15 protein-coding genes are annotated in these 16,649 nt (G+C 71.4%); all 15 read right to left on the bottom strand.

The genetic code is table 11. The annotated features are described in order from the left end of the window. Positions 1 to 46: 46 nt before the first annotated feature. Positions 47 to 1,513: a glutamate synthase subunit beta gene (locus tag NQ165_RS02710; protein WP_257531046.1), complete on the bottom strand. Its 1,467-nt coding sequence runs from the start codon at positions 1,511 to 1,513 to the stop codon at positions 47 to 49. Further along, positions 1,506 to 6,083, bottom strand: coding sequence for a glutamate synthase large subunit (gene gltB / locus NQ165_RS02705; protein WP_257531044.1), 4,578 nt, complete (start codon positions 6,081 to 6,083; stop codon positions 1,506 to 1,508). The genes NQ165_RS02710 and gltB overlap by 8 nt, the downstream gene beginning before the upstream one ends. Positions 6,084 to 6,135: 52 nt before the next feature. Next, positions 6,136 to 7,125 carry a prolipoprotein diacylglyceryl transferase gene (gene lgt / locus NQ165_RS02700; RefSeq protein WP_257531043.1) on the bottom strand — a complete coding sequence of 330 codons (990 nt, stop codon included), beginning with the start codon at positions 7,123 to 7,125 and terminating at the stop codon, positions 6,136 to 6,138. 54 nt (positions 7,126 to 7,179) lie between these two features. After that, positions 7,180 to 7,974, bottom strand: a complete 795-nt coding sequence (gene trpA, locus NQ165_RS02695) for a tryptophan synthase subunit alpha (RefSeq protein ID WP_257531041.1) — start codon at positions 7,972 to 7,974, stop codon at positions 7,180 to 7,182. After that, entirely contained in the window at positions 7,971 to 9,233 is a 1,263-nt protein-coding gene (trpB, locus tag NQ165_RS02690) for a tryptophan synthase subunit beta (protein WP_257531039.1), read from the bottom strand. Before trpB ends, trpA begins: the two co-directional genes overlap by 4 nt. Beyond that, complete coding sequence (gene trpC / locus NQ165_RS02685) at positions 9,230 to 10,006, bottom strand: indole-3-glycerol phosphate synthase TrpC (RefSeq protein WP_257531037.1); 777 nt, start codon at positions 10,004 to 10,006, stop codon at positions 9,230 to 9,232. Before trpC ends, trpB begins: the two co-directional genes overlap by 4 nt. A gap of 2 nt (positions 10,007 to 10,008) precedes the next feature. Beyond that, complete coding sequence (locus NQ165_RS02680; protein WP_257531035.1) at positions 10,009 to 10,239, bottom strand: DUF6704 family protein; 231 nt, start codon at positions 10,237 to 10,239, stop codon at positions 10,009 to 10,011. Positions 10,240 to 10,293: 54 nt separating this feature from the next. Continuing rightward, positions 10,294 to 10,881 (bottom strand): Trp biosynthesis-associated membrane protein, encoded by a 588-nt coding sequence (locus NQ165_RS02675; RefSeq protein WP_257531033.1) that lies wholly within the window; start codon positions 10,879 to 10,881, stop codon positions 10,294 to 10,296. Further along, positions 10,881 to 11,237: a phosphoribosyl-AMP cyclohydrolase gene (hisI, locus tag NQ165_RS02670; RefSeq protein WP_257531031.1), complete on the bottom strand. Its 357-nt coding sequence runs from the start codon at positions 11,235 to 11,237 to the stop codon at positions 10,881 to 10,883. Before hisI ends, NQ165_RS02675 begins: the two co-directional genes overlap by 1 nt. After that, a complete protein-coding gene (gene hisF / locus NQ165_RS02665) occupies positions 11,234 to 12,013 on the bottom strand; it encodes an imidazole glycerol phosphate synthase subunit HisF (RefSeq protein WP_257531029.1) in 780 nt (259 codons plus the stop codon). The genes hisI and hisF overlap by 4 nt, the downstream gene beginning before the upstream one ends. Beyond that, positions 12,013 to 12,855 carry an ATP phosphoribosyltransferase gene (gene hisG / locus NQ165_RS02660; RefSeq protein ID WP_257531027.1) on the bottom strand — a complete coding sequence of 281 codons (843 nt, stop codon included), beginning with the start codon at positions 12,853 to 12,855 and terminating at the stop codon, positions 12,013 to 12,015. Before hisG ends, hisF begins: the two co-directional genes overlap by 1 nt. A 41-nt stretch (positions 12,856 to 12,896) precedes the next feature. Beyond that, positions 12,897 to 13,160 (bottom strand): phosphoribosyl-ATP diphosphatase, encoded by a 264-nt coding sequence (locus NQ165_RS02655; RefSeq protein WP_257531025.1) that lies wholly within the window; start codon positions 13,158 to 13,160, stop codon positions 12,897 to 12,899. Positions 13,161 to 13,176: 16 nt separating this feature from the next. Beyond that, entirely contained in the window at positions 13,177 to 13,854 is a 678-nt protein-coding gene (gene rpe, locus NQ165_RS02650; RefSeq protein ID WP_257531023.1) for a ribulose-phosphate 3-epimerase, read from the bottom strand. Between the two features lie 492 nt (positions 13,855 to 14,346). Beyond that, entirely contained in the window at positions 14,347 to 15,717 is a 1,371-nt protein-coding gene (locus NQ165_RS02645) for an RsmB/NOP family class I SAM-dependent RNA methyltransferase (protein ID WP_257531021.1), read from the bottom strand. Beyond that, positions 15,714 to 16,643, bottom strand: coding sequence for a methionyl-tRNA formyltransferase (fmt, locus tag NQ165_RS02640; RefSeq protein WP_257531019.1), 930 nt, complete (start codon positions 16,641 to 16,643; stop codon positions 15,714 to 15,716). Before fmt ends, NQ165_RS02645 begins: the two co-directional genes overlap by 4 nt. Positions 16,644 to 16,649 lie beyond the last annotated feature (6 nt).

The raw sequence follows: 16,649 nt of genomic DNA, 5'->3' as shown, positions 1-16,649 counted from the left end.
TGCTCCGGTCTTTCGGGGTTGTGGCCTGCGTGCTGCCGGGTCCAGCCTACGCGGGCTGCAACCCGATCGCGATGTCAGTGGGTCGCACGGGCGACGGCAGCTCGGTGGTGCCCATGAGGTGACGGTCCACTGCTGCGGCCGCGGCGCGGCCCTCGGCGATGGCCCAGACGATGAGCGACTGACCGCGCCCGGCATCCCCGGCGACGAAGACGCCCGGGTGTGTCGCCTGGTAGTCCTCGTCGCGGGCGAGGATGCCGCGCGGGGTGAACTGCGCCTGCAGCTGCTCCTCGAGGTGCTCCCGCTCGGGACCGGTGAAGCCCATCGCGATGAGGACGAGGTCCGCGGGGATCTCCCGCTCGGTGCCGCTCTTGGGCACGCGGCGGCCGTCGACGTACTCGGTCTCCGCCACCCGCAGCGCGCGCACCTCGCCCACGTCGTTCCCGAGGAACTCGACGGTGGATGCCAGATATGCCCGCTCCCCGCCCTCCTCGTGGGCAGAGGTCACCTCGAACAGCGTCGGGGTCATCGGCCACGGCTGGTGGTCGGGACGGGCGGTGGGAGGCTGCACGCCGATCGCGAGGTTGGTCACGCTCAGCGCGCCCTGCCGGTGCGCGGTGCCGATGCAGTCCGCGCCGGTGTCGCCGCCGCCGATGACGATGACGTGCTTGCCCTGCGCGGAGATCTGGTGCGGCACCTGGTCACCGGCGACGGCCTTGTTCGATTCGACGAGGTACTCCATCGCGAAGTGCACGCCGGCGAGGTCGCGTCCCGGGATGGGAAGGTCCCGCGGCACCGTGGCGCCGGTGGCCACCACGACGGCGTCGTAGCGGGCACGCAGCTGGTCCCAGGTGATGTCCCTGCCGATCTCCACGCCCGCGCGGAAGCGGGTGCCTTCGTCCTGCATCTGGCGCAGCCGCGCCTCGAGGTGGCGCTTCTCCATCTTGAAGTCCGGGATGCCGTAGCGCAGCAGCCCACCGATGCGATCGTCGCGCTCGAAGACGGCGACGGTGTGGCCGGCGCGCGTCAGCTGCTGTGCCGCGGCGAGGCCGGCGGGGCCGGAGCCGACGACGGCCACGGTCTTGCCGGTCAACCGCTCCGGCGGCTCCGGCTGGACCCAGCCGCGGGAGAACGCCTCCTCGGCGATCGACACCTCCACCTGCTTGATCGTGACGGCGGGCTGGTTGATCCCCAGCACGCATGAGCTCTCGCAGGGGGCGGGGCACAGTCGACCGGTGAACTCCGGGAAGTTGTTGGTGGCGTGCAGCCGCTCGCTCGCGCTGCGCGTCTGACCGCGCCACGTGAGGTCGTTCCACTCCGGAATGAGGTTCCCGAGCGGGCATCCCTTGTGGCAGAACGGCACGCCGCAGTCCATGCAGCGGCCCGCCTGGCGGCGGAGCACGGCGGAGTCGCCGGGCTCGTACACCTCTTTCCAATCGAGGATGCGCACCGGCACGGGGCGCCGCGGCGGCAGCTCGCGCTCGGTGACCTTCAAAAAGCCCTTCGGGTCAGCCACCCGTCACCTCCATGATGCGGTTCCAGACGACGTCGCCGTCGGGGTCCAGTCCTTCTGCCGCCGCCTGCTGGCGGGTCTGCAGCACCGCGGCGTAGTCGCGCGGCACCACCCGCACGAAGTTCGCGGCCTCGGTGTCGAAGTTCTCCAGCAGGGATGCCGCGAGAGCGGAATCCGTCTCCGCGACGTGCTGCAGCAGCAGGTCGCGGAGGATCTCGATGTCGCCGGAGCCCATCTCCAGCAGCTCCAGCTCGCCGCTGGCGAGCGACTCGCGGTTCACCAGATCGCGGTCGAGCTTGTAGATGTAGGCGTTTCCGCCCGACATGCCGGCGCCGAGGTTGCGGCCGGTGGCGCCGAGGATGACGGCGAGACCGCCGGTCATGTACTCCAGCGCGTGATCGCCGACCCCCTCCACGACCGCTGTCGCACCGGAGTTGCGGACGAAGAACCGCTCCCCCACGACGCCGCGCAGGAACATCGTTCCCTGGGTGGCGCCGTAGCCGATGACGTTGCCGGCGATGACGTTGCGGGAGGCGTCGAAGGCGGCATCCCGAGGGGGACGCACGACGATCTGTCCACCCGAGAGGCCCTTGCCGACGTAGTCGTTGGAGTCGCCCTCGAGCCGCAGGGTGATGCCCGCGGGGAGGAACGCCCCGAACGACTGCCCGGCGGAACCGGTCAGGTTGACGATGATCGATCCCGACGGCAGGCCGTTCTGACCGTGCGCGAGGGTGACGCGGTTGCCGAGCATGGTGCCGACCGCCCGCTCGGTGTTGCGGATCGGCAGGTCGATGGTGATCTGCCCGCCGTGGGCGATCACGTCCTGCGCCCGCTCGATGAGCTGCACGTCGAAGTGCTCGTCCAGCTCGTGATCCTGGCCGCGGATGTTGCGGCGCGGGGCGGTCTCGGCGAAGGCCGGTCCGCGCAGCAGGGGCGCGAGGTCGAGTCCGCTGGCCTTCCAGTGCGCGATCGCGCCGTTGACGTCGAGCAGCTCGGCACGACCCACCGCCTCATCCAGCGAGCGGAAGCCGAGCTCGGCGAGGTACTCGCGCACCTCTTGGGCGATGAACTCCATGAAGTTCACGACGTGCTCGGCCTTGCCTGTGAAGCGGTCGCGCAGCACCGGGTTCTGGGTGGCGACGCCGACCGGGCAGGTGTCCAGGTGGCAGACCCGCATCATGATGCAGCCTTCCACCACGAGCGCCGTCGTGGCGAAGCCGAACTCCTCGGCGCCCAGCAGGGCGGCGACGATGACGTCACGGCCCGTCTTGAGCTGACCGTCGGCCTGCACCACGACGCGGTCGCGCATGTCGTTGAGCATGAGCGTCTGCTGTGTCTCGGCGAGCCCCAGTTCCCAGGGCGTGCCGGCGTGCTTGAGGGAGTTCATCGGGCTCGCGCCCGTTCCCCCGTCGTGCCCCGAGACGAGGATGACGTCGGCGAGGGCCTTGGCGGTACCCGCGGCGACCGCACCGATGCCCGACTGGCTCACCAGCTTGACGTGCACCCGTGCCTTCGGGTTGGCGCGCTTGAGGTCGAAGATCAGCTGCTTGAGATCTTCGATCGAGTAGATGTCGTGATGCGGCGGCGGCGAGATGAGGCCGACGCCGGGGGTGCCGCCGCGGGTGCGGGCGATCCACGGGTACACCTTCGCCGGGGGAAGCTGACCGCCCTCGCCGGGCTTGGCACCCTGCGCGAGCTTGATCTGGATGTCCTCAGCGTGGGTGAGGTACATGCTCGTGACGCCGAAACGGCCCGAGGCCACCTGCTTGATCGCGCTGCGCCGCTGGGGGTCGAGCAGGCGTTCGACGTCTTCGCCGCCCTCACCGGTGTTCGACTTGGCGCCGATGCTGTTCATCGCGATCGCCAGCGTCTCGTGGGCTTCCTTGGAGATGGAGCCGTAGCTCATCGCCCCGGTGGAGAAGCGCTTCACGATCGCCGAGACCGGTTCGACTTCGTCGATCGGCACCGGGGGCCGCAGGCCGCTGCGCAGCGTGAACATGCCGCGCAGCGTCTTGAGCTCACGCGCCTGGTCGTCGACGAGCTTGGTGTACTCCCGGAAGATGTCGTACCGGCGGGTGCGCGTGGAGTGCTGCAGTCGGAAGATCGTGTCGGGGTTGAACAGGTGGGGCGAGCCGTCGCGACGCCACTGATACTCGCCCCCGGTCCACAGCCGCTCGTGGGCCCGTGCGGCACCGTCCTGCGGGTAGGCGAAGTCGTGCCGAGCCTGGTTCTCGAGGGCCACCTCCCGGATCCCGATGCCGCCGAGCTTGCTCTCGGTGCCGGTGAAGTAGGCGTCGATGAACTCCTGCGAGAGGCCGACCGCTTCGAAGGTCTGGGCGCCGGCATAGGAGGAGACCGTGGAGATGCCCATCTTCGACATGATCTTCAGCACGCCCTTGCCCAGGGCGTAGATGACGTTGGTGACGGCCTCCTCCGGCGTGATGCCGGTGATGAACCCGGCGCGCACGAGGTACTCGACCGTCTCCATCGCCAGGTAGGGGTTCACCGCTGAGGCGCCGTAGCCGATGAGGGTCGCGACGTGGTGCACTTCGCGCACGTCGCCGGCTTCGACGACGAGGCCCACCTTCATGCGGTTCTGCTTGCGGATCAGGTGGTGGTGCACCGCGGAGACCATCAGCAGCGACGGGATCGGGACCAGGTCCTTGTTCGAGTCGCGATCCGAGAGGATGAGGAACTCCGCCCCGTCCTCGATGGCCTGCTCTGCTTCGGCGCACAGTTCGTCCAGGCGCGCCTTCATCGTGTCGGGGCCGGCGTCGAAGTGGTAGAGCCCCTTGAGGGTCACCGAGCGGCGGCCGGGCATGGTGCGTTCGATGTTCTGGATCTTCGCCAGCTCGTCGTTGTCGATGACCGGGAAGTCCAGCGTGATCTGCCTGGCGTGGTCCGGGCCGTACGACAGCAGGTTGCGCTCGGGTCCGAGCCCGGCGCGCAGGCTGGTGACGACCTCTTCGCGGATGGAGTCCAGCGGCGGGTTGGTGACCTGGGCGAACTGCTGCACGAAGTAGTCGAAGAGCAGCCGGGGCCGCTCGCTGAGCACCGCGATGGGCGTGTCCGAGCCCATCGCTCCGATCGGCTCGGCGCCGTTCTGCCCCATCGGGGTGAGGAGGATGCGCACTTCCTCCTCGGTGTACCCGAACGTGCGCTGGCGGCGGGTGATCGAGGCGATCGGGTGCACGATGTGCTCGCGCTCGGGCAGCTCAGACAGCTGCAGGCGCTGGCGCAGCCAGAGCTCCCACGGCTGCGACGCGGCCAGCTCGGCCTTGATCTCCGAGTCCTCCACGATGCGGCGCTGCGCGGTGTCGACGAGGAACATGCGGCCGGGGCTGAGCCGGCCGCGGCGCTTGATGCGCGAGGGCTCGAAATCGAGCACGCCGGTTTCGCTGCCGATGACGACCAGGCCGTCGGTGGTCTCGGTCCAGCGGCCCGGACGTAGGCCGTTGCGGTCGAGGGTCGCGCCGACGAGCGTGCCGTCGGTGAAGATGAGAGCGGCCGGGCCGTCCCACGGCTCCATCAGCATCGAGTGGTAGTCGTAGAACGCGCGCAGGTCGGGTGCGATGTCGGCCTGCTTCTCGTAGGCCTCCGGCACCATCATCATGATCGCGTGCGGCAGGCTGCGGCCGGTGAGCGTCAGCAGCTCCAGCACCTCGTCGAACGATGCGGAGTCGCTCGCGCCCTCGGTGCAGATGGGCATGAGCGGGCGCATGTCGCCGAGCATCTCGGATTCGAGCTGCGACTGGCGCGCCCGCATCCAGTTGCGGTTGCCGCTGACGGTGTTGATCTCGCCGTTGTGGGCGAGCATGCGCAGCGGCTGCGCGAGCGGCCACGACGGGAACGTGTTCGTCGAGTAGCGCGAATGCACGACGGCGAGTTCCGATGCGAAGCGGGCGTCCTGCAGGTCCGGGTAGAACGGCTCGAGCTGAAGGGTCGTGACCATGCCCTTGTAGCCGAGGGTGCGACTGGACAGGGAGACGAAATACGCGCCCAACTCATGCTGGGCGCGCTTGCGGAGCCGGTACGAACGGCGGTCGAGGTCGATGCCGGACAACGCCGGTGCACCACCGATGGCGGGGCGGGACAGGAACAGCTGCTCGAACGCGGGGCGGGCGTCGTACGCCAGCTTGCCGAGGTTGTCGTCGGCGGTCGGCACCTCGCGCCAGCCCAGAACCGTCAGGCCCTCGCGGGCCGCCAGCTCTTCGATGCCGTGCTTCAGCGCCCGTCGTGCGTCAGGGTCACGCGGCAGGAAGGCCATGCCGGCGGCATACTCCCCCACGCGAGGCAGCTCGAAGTCCACCACGGCGCGGAGGAAGGCGTCGGGCATCTGCGTGAGGATGCCGGCGCCGTCGCCCGTGCCCGCGTCGGAGCCGATGGCGCCGCGGTGCTCGAGGTTGCGCAGCGCCGTCAGCGCCAGCTCCACGATGTCGTGTCCCGCGTGGCCGCGCAGCGTCGCGACCATCGCCAGGCCGCACGCGTCCTTCTCGAAGGCCGGGTTGTACATCCCCTGACGGGGAGGGAACGCCGCGAAGGATCCGGCGTCGTGACGGGGGCTCGAAGGCATACCTGCCGTCCTCACTCTGAGACTCAAGACGGGACGACGTCGGCCCTGGCTGTTACTTGGCGGGAACTGCGCTTGTGGCTGTCTCCTCGGGGGCTTCGGACGCGGGGGGTGCGCTCACGTCGACGAAGTCCTCGCTGTTCTGCGATTGTACAGCCCCGTCGGGGTGCCACTGCCGGCCGGGAACGTAGACCGACGGCTCCCACCCGGTGTGGCGGCGCTGCTGCACGATGATGATGGCGAGCCCCACCACGATGCCGAGGATCGCCGCCCAGACGTTGGTGCGCAGCCCGAAGAAGATCTCGCTGGGATCGATGCGGATCGACTCCCAGACGACGCGTCCTGCGCAGTACCACACCAGGTACAGGCCGAAGAGGCGGCCCCACTGCAGGCGGAGCTTGCGGCCTGCCCACAGCAGCACCACGACGCCCAGCAGGTTCCACAGCACCTCGTACAGGAACGTGGGGTGGAAGAGCGTCCCCTCGGGGAGGCCGGCGGGCCAGGCGGCGTTGGGGTAATCGATCTCCAGACCCCACGGCAGGTCGGTGGGCACGCCGTAGAGCTCCTGGTTGAACCAGTTGCCGAACCGACCCAGTGCCTGTGCGAGCAGCAGGCCGGGCGCCAGGGCGTCGGCGAAGCTCCAGAATCGCAGACCGGTCCAGCGGCATCCGATCCAGGCGCCGACCGCACCGCCGATGAGCGCGCCGAAGATGGCGATGCCTCCGTCCCAGACGTTCCAGATGGCATCCTGCTCGAAGGGGTTCCACCACTGCCGACCCTCGGCGAAGTAGAAGCCGGGGTGCGTGGCCACGTGGAAGATGCGGGCTCCGACGATGCCGAGGATCACGGCGGGAAGGGACACGTCGATGACGACCCAGGGCTCCGCGCCCCGCTTGGTGAGCCTGTGGTTCGTGAGCAGGACCGCGGCGATGATGCCGGCGATGATGCACAACGCGTAGAAGTAGATGCGCAGCGGACCGAGCTCCCAGTAGCTGACCGAGGGGCTGGGAATGCTGGCGACGACGCTCGCGGCGGCGGTGATCATGGTGAACCGTGTCCTTGCGTTCGGAGTGCCGGCGCCACGCCGGCGGGGGAAAGTCTAGTTCGCGTGCGCGGCGGATCCCGAGGTGAGCGCGCGCGCCGTCGCCGCCAGGGCGTCGAGACCGCCGTCGCGCAGCGCGCGCACGAGGGCCGTGCCGACGATCGCGCCGTCGGCGTACGCGCCCACACCCGCGACCTGATCCGGCGTCGAGATGCCGATGCCGACGCATGCACGGCGGCAGCTGTGCTCGCGCAGCCGCTGCACCAGCGTGCGGGCTGCGGCGTCCAGTTCCGCGCGCTCCCCGGTGATGCCCATCGTCGAGACGGTGTAGACGAAGCCCGTGGATGCCTGGACGATGAGGTCCAGGCGTTCGTCGGTGGAGGTGGGCGCAGCCAGGAACACGCGGTCGAGGCCGGTGCGCTCGGAAGCGGCGATCCACTCGGCTGCGGCGTCGGGGGTGATGTCGGGCGTGATGAGGCCCGCTCCCCCGGCGGCGAGGAGATCGTCGGCGTAGCGGTCGACGCCGTACTGCATGACCGGGTTCCAGTAGGTCATCACCAGCACCGGCACATCGACGCGCGCGGTTATCTCACGCACCGCGGTGAAGATGTCCCGCAGGCGGAAGCCGCCGGCGAGGGCCGCCTGGGTCGCTTCCTGGATGACCGTGCCGTCCATCACCGGATCGGAGTAGGGCGGACCGAGTTCGAGGATGTCGGCGCCGTTCTCGGCGAGGGTGACAGCGGCCTCGATGCTCGTCTGCAGGTCGGGGAAGCCCAGCGGCAGATAGCCCACGAACGCCGTGCGCCCTGCGGCAGCGGCGGCGTCGATTGCGGCGGCGACGCGAGAGGTCACAGCTCGATCCCCTCTCCGGAGGCGGCTTCGTCCTCGGGCGGTGTGACGACGGGCGCCGGGGCCTCGTCGCTGTAGAGCCCGAACCAGCGGGCGGCCGTGTCCATGTCCTTGTCGCCGCGGCCCGACAGGCTCACGGCGATGACGGCATCCGGGCCGAGTTCACGGCCGAGGCGCATCGCGCCCGCGAGGGCGTGCGCGGACTCGATCGCGGGGATGATCCCCTCGGTGCGGCTGAGCAGGCGCAGTGCTTCCATCGCCTCGGCGTCGGTGGCCGGGATGTACTCGGCGCGGCCGATCGACGACAGCCAGGCGTGCGCGGGTCCGACACCGGGATAGTCGAGCCCGGCCGAGATCGAGTGCGACTCCACGGTCTGGCCGTCTTCGTCCTGCAGCACGAACGTCTTCGCACCGTGCAGCACGCCGGGACGACCGCGTTCGATGGATGCCGCGTGGCGCGGCGTGTCCACGCCGTCGCCGGCCGCCTCCACACCGTAGAGGCGCACGCCCTCGTCGTCGAGGAACGCGTCGAACATGCCGATCGCGTTGGAGCCGCCGCCCACGCAGGCGACGACGGCATCGGGCAGGCGTCCGACCTCGTCGAGCAGCTGCGCGCGGGCCTCTTCGCTGATGATCCTCTGGAAGTCGCGCACCATCGCGGGGAACGGATGCGGGCCCGCGGCGGTGCCGAAGATGTAGTTGGTCGTCTCGACGCTCGCGACCCAGTCGCGGTATGCCTCGTTGATGGCATCCTTCAGCGTGCGGGAGCCCGTCGTGACCGGGATCACCTCGGCGCCGAGCAGGCGCATGCGGGCGACGTTGAGCGCCTGTCGCTCGGTGTCGACCTCGCCCATGTAGATCGTGCAGTCGAACCCGAAGAGGGCGGCCGCGGTCGCCGTCGCCACACCGTGCTGACCCGCGCCGGTCTCGGCGATGACGCGCGTCTTGCCGAGCCGCTTGGTGAGCAGAGCCTGCCCGATGACGTTGTTGATCTTGTGGGATCCGGTGTGGTTGAGGTCCTCGCGCTTGAGGAAGACCCGTGCGCCGCCGGCATGCTCGGCGAACCGCGGCACCTCCGTGAGAGGCGATGGCCGGCCGGCGTAGGAGCGCAGCAGGCGCTGGAACTCGTCTTCGAACGTGGGGTCGGATTTGGCCGCCTCGTAGACGGCGGTCAGCTCGTCGATCGCGGCGATGAGCGACTCGGGCATGTACCGCCCGCCGAAGTCGCCGAAGTAGGGACCTGCAGCGTCGCGCAGACTCATGAGCCGGCCTCCAGGAAAGCAGTGAGGGTCGCCACGGGGTCGCCGGTGACCAGCGCCTCCCCGATGAGGACGACGTCGGCGCCGGCGCCACGGTAGTGGGCGACGTCGGCGGGGGTGAGCACGGCGGACTCGGCGATCTTCACGGCATCCGCCGGGAGGTGCTCGGCGAGGCGGCCGAAGAGGTCGCGGTCGAGTTCGAAGGTCGACAGGTCGCGGGCGTTGACGCCGACCAGGCGCGCGCCGATGTCGGCCGCGCGCTGCACCTCGACGAGGGAGTGGGTCTCGACCAGCGGCGTCATGCCCAGTTCGAGCACCATGTCGTGCAGCCGCGCGAGCAGCGGCTGGTCGAGGGCCGCGACGATCAGCAGCACGAGGTCAGCCCCCGACGCCCTGGCTTCGAGCACCTGGTAGGGCGTCGCGATGAAGTCCTTGCGCAGCACCGGCAGCGACACGGCGGCCTTGACCGCCTCGAGGTCGGCGAGGCTGCCCTTGAAGCGGCGCCCCTCTGTCAGCACCGAGATCGCGCTCGCTCCCCCGGCCTCGTAGAGCGAGGCCTGGTAGGCGGGATCGGGGATCTCCGCCAGGTCGCCGCGCGAAGGGCTCGCACGCTTGACCTCGGCGATGATCTTGACGCGGTCCGCCGGCGCCAGAGCGCTCAGCGCGTCACGCGCGGGAGGCTGAGCGAGGGCGAGCGTCTCGACCTCGGCGAGCGGCCGCAGTCGGGCGCGCTCTTCGGCATCCTCCACCGCGCCGGCCGTCAGGCCCGCGAGCATGGTCAATGCTGCTTCGGGGCGTACTTGTCGCCGTGGGCCCCGTAGCCGGCCTTGGCCATGGCCCAGCCGACGATGGCGCCGACGACGAGCAGTCCGGCCGAGGCCCAGACGAGCGCGGGCATGTCGAGCCAGAAGAAGAGCGTGCCGAGCACGAAGGCGAGCAGCATGATGACGACGGCGGTCCACGCTGCCGGGGAGTGTCCGTGGCCGGGGTCGCCGATGTGGTTGCTCATGGGTCTCCTTCGCGTGCGAGCGGCGGGGCGGCCGCTCGGATCAGTCTAGCGGGGTCAGGCAGTCGGGTCCGCGCCGTGGGACAGGTCGTCCCACGAGTCGATCGCGTCATGGGGGCGGGATGCCGCGGGGCCGGGGACGGTCGTGTCGGCGCGGTAGCGGCGGCCGGCGCCCCGCCAGCGGTGCGCCGTGGCGAGCGTGATGATGCCGGCGGCGGTGATGAGCAGGGATCCGGCGAGGCCGGCCCACGGCCACACCGTGGCGTCGATGCGGGCGACCAGGGACGACACCGCGCCGAGCCCGCTGAGCCCGGTCGCCTCGGTCACCGTCGAGGCCACGGCCGACACCGGGGGGTTCACGGCGACGGACCAGACGAGCGCGAGGAGCATGCCGCCCGCGGCCAGCGCGATGACGCCGAAGACGTACCGCAGCACCGGGCCGACGACGGTGAGGGCCAGCCCCAGCGCCAGGGCCGTCAAACCCAGTGGAGCGAGCACCGGCACCGCCGAGGCGCCGGGCACCGCGAGGGTGTGGGCGGCGCCGTCGTCGAGGGTGACGTCGAGCCAGGTCTGGGTGGACGCGATGACCGCGACACCGCCGCCGATCACGGTGGCGAGCACCGCGAGCAGTCGGGCGCGCCGCATCACGGCGTCTCCGTCACGGGGTGCAGATCGTCGGCGTCGAAGCAGGTGCGCGTGCCGGTGTGGCATGCCGCGCCGACCTGCTCGACCTGCACGAGCACGGCGTCGCCATCGCAATCGAGCCGCGCCCCGCGCACGAGCTGGATGTGGCCCGAGGTGTCGCCCTTGCGCCAGTACTCCTGACGAGAGCGGGACCAGAAGGTCACCCGGCCGGTGGTCAGCGTGCGGCGCAGCGCCTCGGCATCCATCCACGCCAGCATGAGCACCTCACCGGTGTCCCACTGCTGGATGATCGCGGCGACCAGCCCCTGCTCGTCGAATCGCACGCGCGCGATGCGGGCGTCGAGATCGTCGGTCATGACATCACCTGCTGCGTGCGCACGACGATGCCGTCGGCGGCCAATGCGTCCTTGACCTCGCCGACGGTGAGCTGCCCGGAGTGGAACACCGACGCGGCGAGCACCGCGTCCGCGCCCGCGTGCACCGCCGGCGCGAAGTGCGTGACGTCGCCGGCGCCGCCCGAGGCGATCACCGGCACACGGGAGAGCTCGCGCATGGCGCCGATCAGCTCGAGGTCGAAGCCCTGCTTCGTGCCGTCGGCGTCGATGGAATTGACGAGCAGTTCGCCTGTGCCGCGCGCGATGGCCTCGCGGGCCCAGTCGAGCGCATCGAGCTGGGTGCGGGTGCGGCCGCCGTGGGTGGTCACGACGAAGCCCGACGCGGTATCGGGCGAGCGCGTGACATCGAGCGACAGCACGAGCACCTGGGCGCCGAAGCGGTCGGCGATCTCGTCGATGAGCGCGGGGCGCGCGATGGCGGCGGAGTTCACCCCGATCTTGTCGGCGCCCACCGCCAGCAGCCGCGCGACGTCGTCGACGGTGCGCACTCCCCCGCCGACGGTGAGCGGGATGAACACCTCTTCGGCGGTGCGGCGCACGACGTCGTAGGTCGTCGCGCGCTGGTCGACCGTGGCGGTCACGTCGAGGAAGGTGATCTCGTCGGCGCCCTGCGCGAAGTACAGTCGTGCCAGCTCGACGGGATCGCCCATGTCGCGCAGGTTCTCGAAGTTCACGCCCTTCACCACGCGCCCGGCGGCGACGTCGAGGCAGGGGATGACGCGGCAGGCCAGCGTCATCAGAGCCTCGCGTTGTGGATCGCGGTCACCAGGATCGCGCGGGCGCCGATCGCATAGAGGGCATCCATGATCTGGTTCACCCGACGACGCTCGACCATGACGCGCACTGCGACCCAGGCCGGATCGCGCAGCGGCGAGATGGTCGGGGACTCGATGCCGCCGGCGATCGCGACGGCCTCGTCGACGAGGGATGCCGGCAGGTCGTAGTCGACCATGACGTACCGGCGCGCGACCATGACGCCGCGCAGGCGCCGCAGCAGGGTCTCGGTGCCGTCCGCCTCGCGGGGAGATCCGATCAGCACCGCCTCGGACTGCAGCAGCACGGGACCGAAGATCTCGAGCCCCGCCTGGCGCAGGGTCGTGCCCGTCGAGACGACATCGGCGACGGCGTCGGCGACGCCCAGCTGCACGGCGGATTCGACCGCGCCGTCGAGCGGGACGAGGTCCACGGCCACGCCGCGCTCGTCGAGGTATGCGTCCACGAGGCCCGGGTAGGCGGTGGCGACGCGCAGCCCGTCGAGGTCGGCGAGGGCGGTGAATCGTCCGGGAGGGCCGGCAAAGCGGAACGTCGACGCGCCGAACCCGAGAGCCTGGATCTCGCGGGCACCCGGCATGCGGGCATCCAGCAGCAGGTCGCGGCCGGTGATGCCGACATCCAGCGCGCCGGAGCCGACGTAGGTCGCGATGTCCTTGGGACGCAGATAGAAGAACTCGACCTCGTTGACCGGGTCGATGACGTGCAGGTCCTTCGGGTCACGACGGCCGGTGTAGCCCGCTTCGGCGAGCATGTCGGCGGCGGTGTCGGCCAGCGAGCCCTTGTTCGGCACGGCGATTCGCAGCATGGGGAGCTTTCGGTGAGGGGAGGGCGGATCGGGAGCGGGGCTCACAGATGTCGGTAGACGTCCTGCAGGCTCAGGCCCTTGGCCAGCATCAGCACCTGCAGGTGGTACAGCAGCTGCGAGATCTCCTCAGCGGCGGCATCCTGCGACTCGTACTCCGCGGCCATCCACACCTCGGCGGCCTCTTCGACGATCTTCTTCCCGATCGCGTGGACACCGGCATCCAGCTCGGCCACGGTGCCCGATCCCTCGGGGCGCTGCTCCGCCTTGGCGGACAGCTCGGCGAACAGGGCGTCGAACGTCTTCACTCTGACAGGTTACCCGTCAGTGCCGGTGGGCGAGCGCGGCCGCGGAGCGGAGGGCCGTGATCGCGGCCTGCGGGTCGGCGGCGCCGAACACCGCGGAGCCCGCGACGAACGTGTCGGCGCCCGCTTCGGCGGCCTGTGCGATGGTCGATTCGCCGATGCCGCCGTCGACCTGCAGCCACACGGCGCTTCCGCGCCGGCGGGCCTCGTCGGCGAGCGAGCGCAGCTTGGGCATGGTCTCGGGCATGAACGACTGGCCGCCGAATCCGGGCTCCACGGTCATCACCAGGATCTGGTCGAACTCGTCGAGCACCTCGAACAGGCCCTCCACCGGGGTGCCCGGCTTGACGGCGACGCCCGCACGCGCGCCGATGGCGCGCAGGCGGCGGGCGAGGGCGACGGGATCGGTGGCGGCCTCGAGGTGGAAGGTCACCGACGCCGCGCCGAGCTCGGCGTACTCCGGCGCCCACCGGGCAGGGTCGTCGATCATCAGGTGGACGTCGAGCGGCACGGGGCTCGTCTGCTGGATGCGGCCGACCATCTGCGGGCCGAACGTGAGGTTCGGGACGAAATGGTTGTCCATGACGTCGACGTGCACGAAGTCGGCGGTGGCGATGCGGGCGAGCTCCGCCTGCATGTTCACGAAATCGGCGGCGAGGATGCTCGGATTGACGCGGACGTCGGCGGTGGCGGTCACTCCCCCATTATCCCGCCCCCGCCGCGCCCGCTGCTCCGCGCGGGTCGCTGCGCGCGGGCCGCGCCCGGCGCTCCGCGCGGGTCGCGCCCAGCGCTGCTCGGGTGTCGCGAATGGCCGCTGCCGCGGGTCCGCGCTGTGCGGACGCGACACAAGAGCGGGTCCCGCCCGCACCCCGGGCTGCTCGTGTGTCGCGAATGGCGGGTGCCCGCGTGGCTGCACTGCGCGGATGCGACACACGAGCGGCTCCTGGCCGCCGGGAGCGGCTCCCGCACCCAGCGCGGCTCGCGCGGCGCGCGGCGGGGTCAGCGACGCCGCAGCAGCGTGATCGACACCGCATCGCAGCCGTGGCGCTGCGCCGGGGCTGCTCGGGTGTCGTGAATGGTGGGTGGGGCGGGGCCGCACCGTGCGGATGTGACACTCGAGCGGCTCCCGCCCGCGGCGCGCGGCGACCGCCCGCGGCGCGCGGCGGGCGGCGCGGCGCGGGCGGCGGGGTCAGCGACGCTGCAGCAGCGTGATCGACATCGCGTCGGTGCCGTGGCGGTGCGGCCACAGCTGCGCGCGGCCGGAGCCGTCGGTCTGCGGGGGCAGATCCAGCGGGGTGCGGGACGCCGACGACACGATGGCGCGCGCGTCGAGCTCCGTCACCTCGTCGCCGAACGCACGGCGCAGCTCCGCGGTGATCGCGGCCGTCTCCGCCAGATGCGGGGAGCACGTCACGTAGGCGAGGATGCCGCCGGGGCGCAGTGCCCCGACCGCGGCCGAGGCGAGCCCCAGCTGCAGGTCGGTGAGCTCGGGGATGTCCGCCGGGCTCTTGCGCCACCGTGCTTCGGGTCGGCGACGCAGCGCTCCGAGCCCCGTGCACGGCGCATCGACGAGGATGCGGTCGTACGCCCCGGGTGTCGCGGCCGCACGCTCGCGTCCGTCGGTCTCGCTGACGGGCACCTCCACGGGGATGCCCGCGACGGAGTCCCGCACGAGGCGGGCGCGCACGGCGGAGGGCTCGTTGGCCTCGAGGTGCGCGCCGCGCTCCAGCGCCTCGGCGGCGAGGATCGCCGTCTTGCCGCCGGGGCCGGCGCACAGGTCGAGCCAGCGCTCCCCCTGCCGCACCGGAGCCGCGGCGACCAGGGCGAGCGCCGCGAGCTGCGAGCCCTCGTCCTGCACGCGGATGCGGCCACCGGCGCGAGAGATCAGCGCCTCGGGGGCACCGCCGCCCGAGCGGAAGCCGAAGGGCGAATACGGGGTGCGCTGCGCGTCGGCGGGGATCTCCGCCAGTCCCGGCAGCGCCGCCATCGTGACCTGTGGCGAGGCGTTGTCGGCCGCGAGCAGGTCGTCGAGCTCGTCGGCGCGCCCCTCGGCGGCCAGTGCACGTCGCAGCGCCCTGATCACCCAGACCGGGTGCGCGTACTGCAGCCCCAGCCGCTCGTCGTCCGAGCGGGCGGCGGCGGTGATGCGCTGCATCCAGTCGCCGGGGGTCTCCCGCGACACCCGCCGCAGCACCGCGTTGACGAAACCGGCCGCGCCCTGGCCGGCGGCGTCACGCGCGAGCGCGACGGACTCATTCACCGCGGCGTGCGAGGCCACCCGTGTGGACAGCAGCTGGTGCACGCCCAGCCGCAGCGCATCGAGCACCGGCGGGTCGATGTCGTCGGGCGAGCGGTCGGCGGCGGCGGCGATGATCGCGTCGTAGGTCCCCTGGCGGCGGAGGGTGCCGTAGGTGAGCTCGGTCGCCAGCCCTGCGTCGGCCGGCGTCAGGCCCGCCGCTCGGATCTCCCGCGGCAGCAGCAGATTCGCGTACGCGTCGGATTCGTGCACGCCGCGGAGGGTTTCGAACGCCACCCGGCGCGCGAGGGTCGCGCCGCTCATGATCCGGCCACCGCATCGGTCAGCCGCGCGCCGCGCCACCAGTCGGCGGCATCCATCGCGCCCTTCCCCGCAGGCTGCACGCGCACCAGGCGCACTCCCCCATCCGTCGTCCCCACGACGACATCGCGCCCGACGAGCCCGATGCGTCCGGGAGCGAGATCGGCGACCTCGGCGGTTTCGACGACCTCGGCTCCGAGCACCTTCAGCCGCTGCCCGTCCACCGTCGTGTGAGCGCCGGGCTCGGGGGTCGTCCCGTGCACCCGATCCACGACGCGGCGCGCGGGCTGATGCCAATCGAGCGCGCCGTCGGCGAGGGTCAGCTTGCCGGCGTACGTGGGGTCCCCCACCTGCGGGACGGCGCGCGCGGTGCCGGCGGCGATGGCGTCGACGACGTCGACGAGCAGCCCGGCGCCCATGTCGGCGAGGGTCGTGAGCAGTTCTCCGGCCGTGGCACCGGCGGGCACGTCGTAGGCGACCTCGCCGTAGACATCGCCCGCGTCGAGCTCGGCCACGAGCTGGAACACGCTCGCGCCCGTGGTGCGATCGCCCGCGATGAGCGCGTGCTGCACGGGAGCGGCGCCCCGCCAGCGCGGCAGCAGGGAGAAGTGCAGATTGATCCAGCCGTGGGGCGGCAGGGACAGCAGGGGTTCGCGAACGAGCCCGCCGTAGGCGACGATCACGCCGAGTTCGGGCTGCAGGGCGCCGATGGCATCCGTCGCCGCCGCATCGAGGCGATCGGTTTTGATCGTGGGGATGCCGCGTTCGGCCGCGGCCTGCGCGACGGGCGACGGCGTCAGCACGCGCTTGCGGCCGAGCGGCGCATCGGTGCGCGTCACGACGCCGACGACGTCGTGGCCGGGCGCGGCGACGAGGGCGTGGAGGGACGGGACGGCGGGTTCGGGGGTACCCGCGAAGACGAGACGCATGAGGCT

This window comes from Microbacterium sp. zg.Y1084 (genome assembly GCF_024623595.1).
GTDB lineage: Bacteria > Actinomycetota > Actinomycetes > Actinomycetales > Microbacteriaceae > Microbacterium > Microbacterium wangruii.
This window is presented reverse-complemented; position numbering and strand designations above follow the sequence as displayed.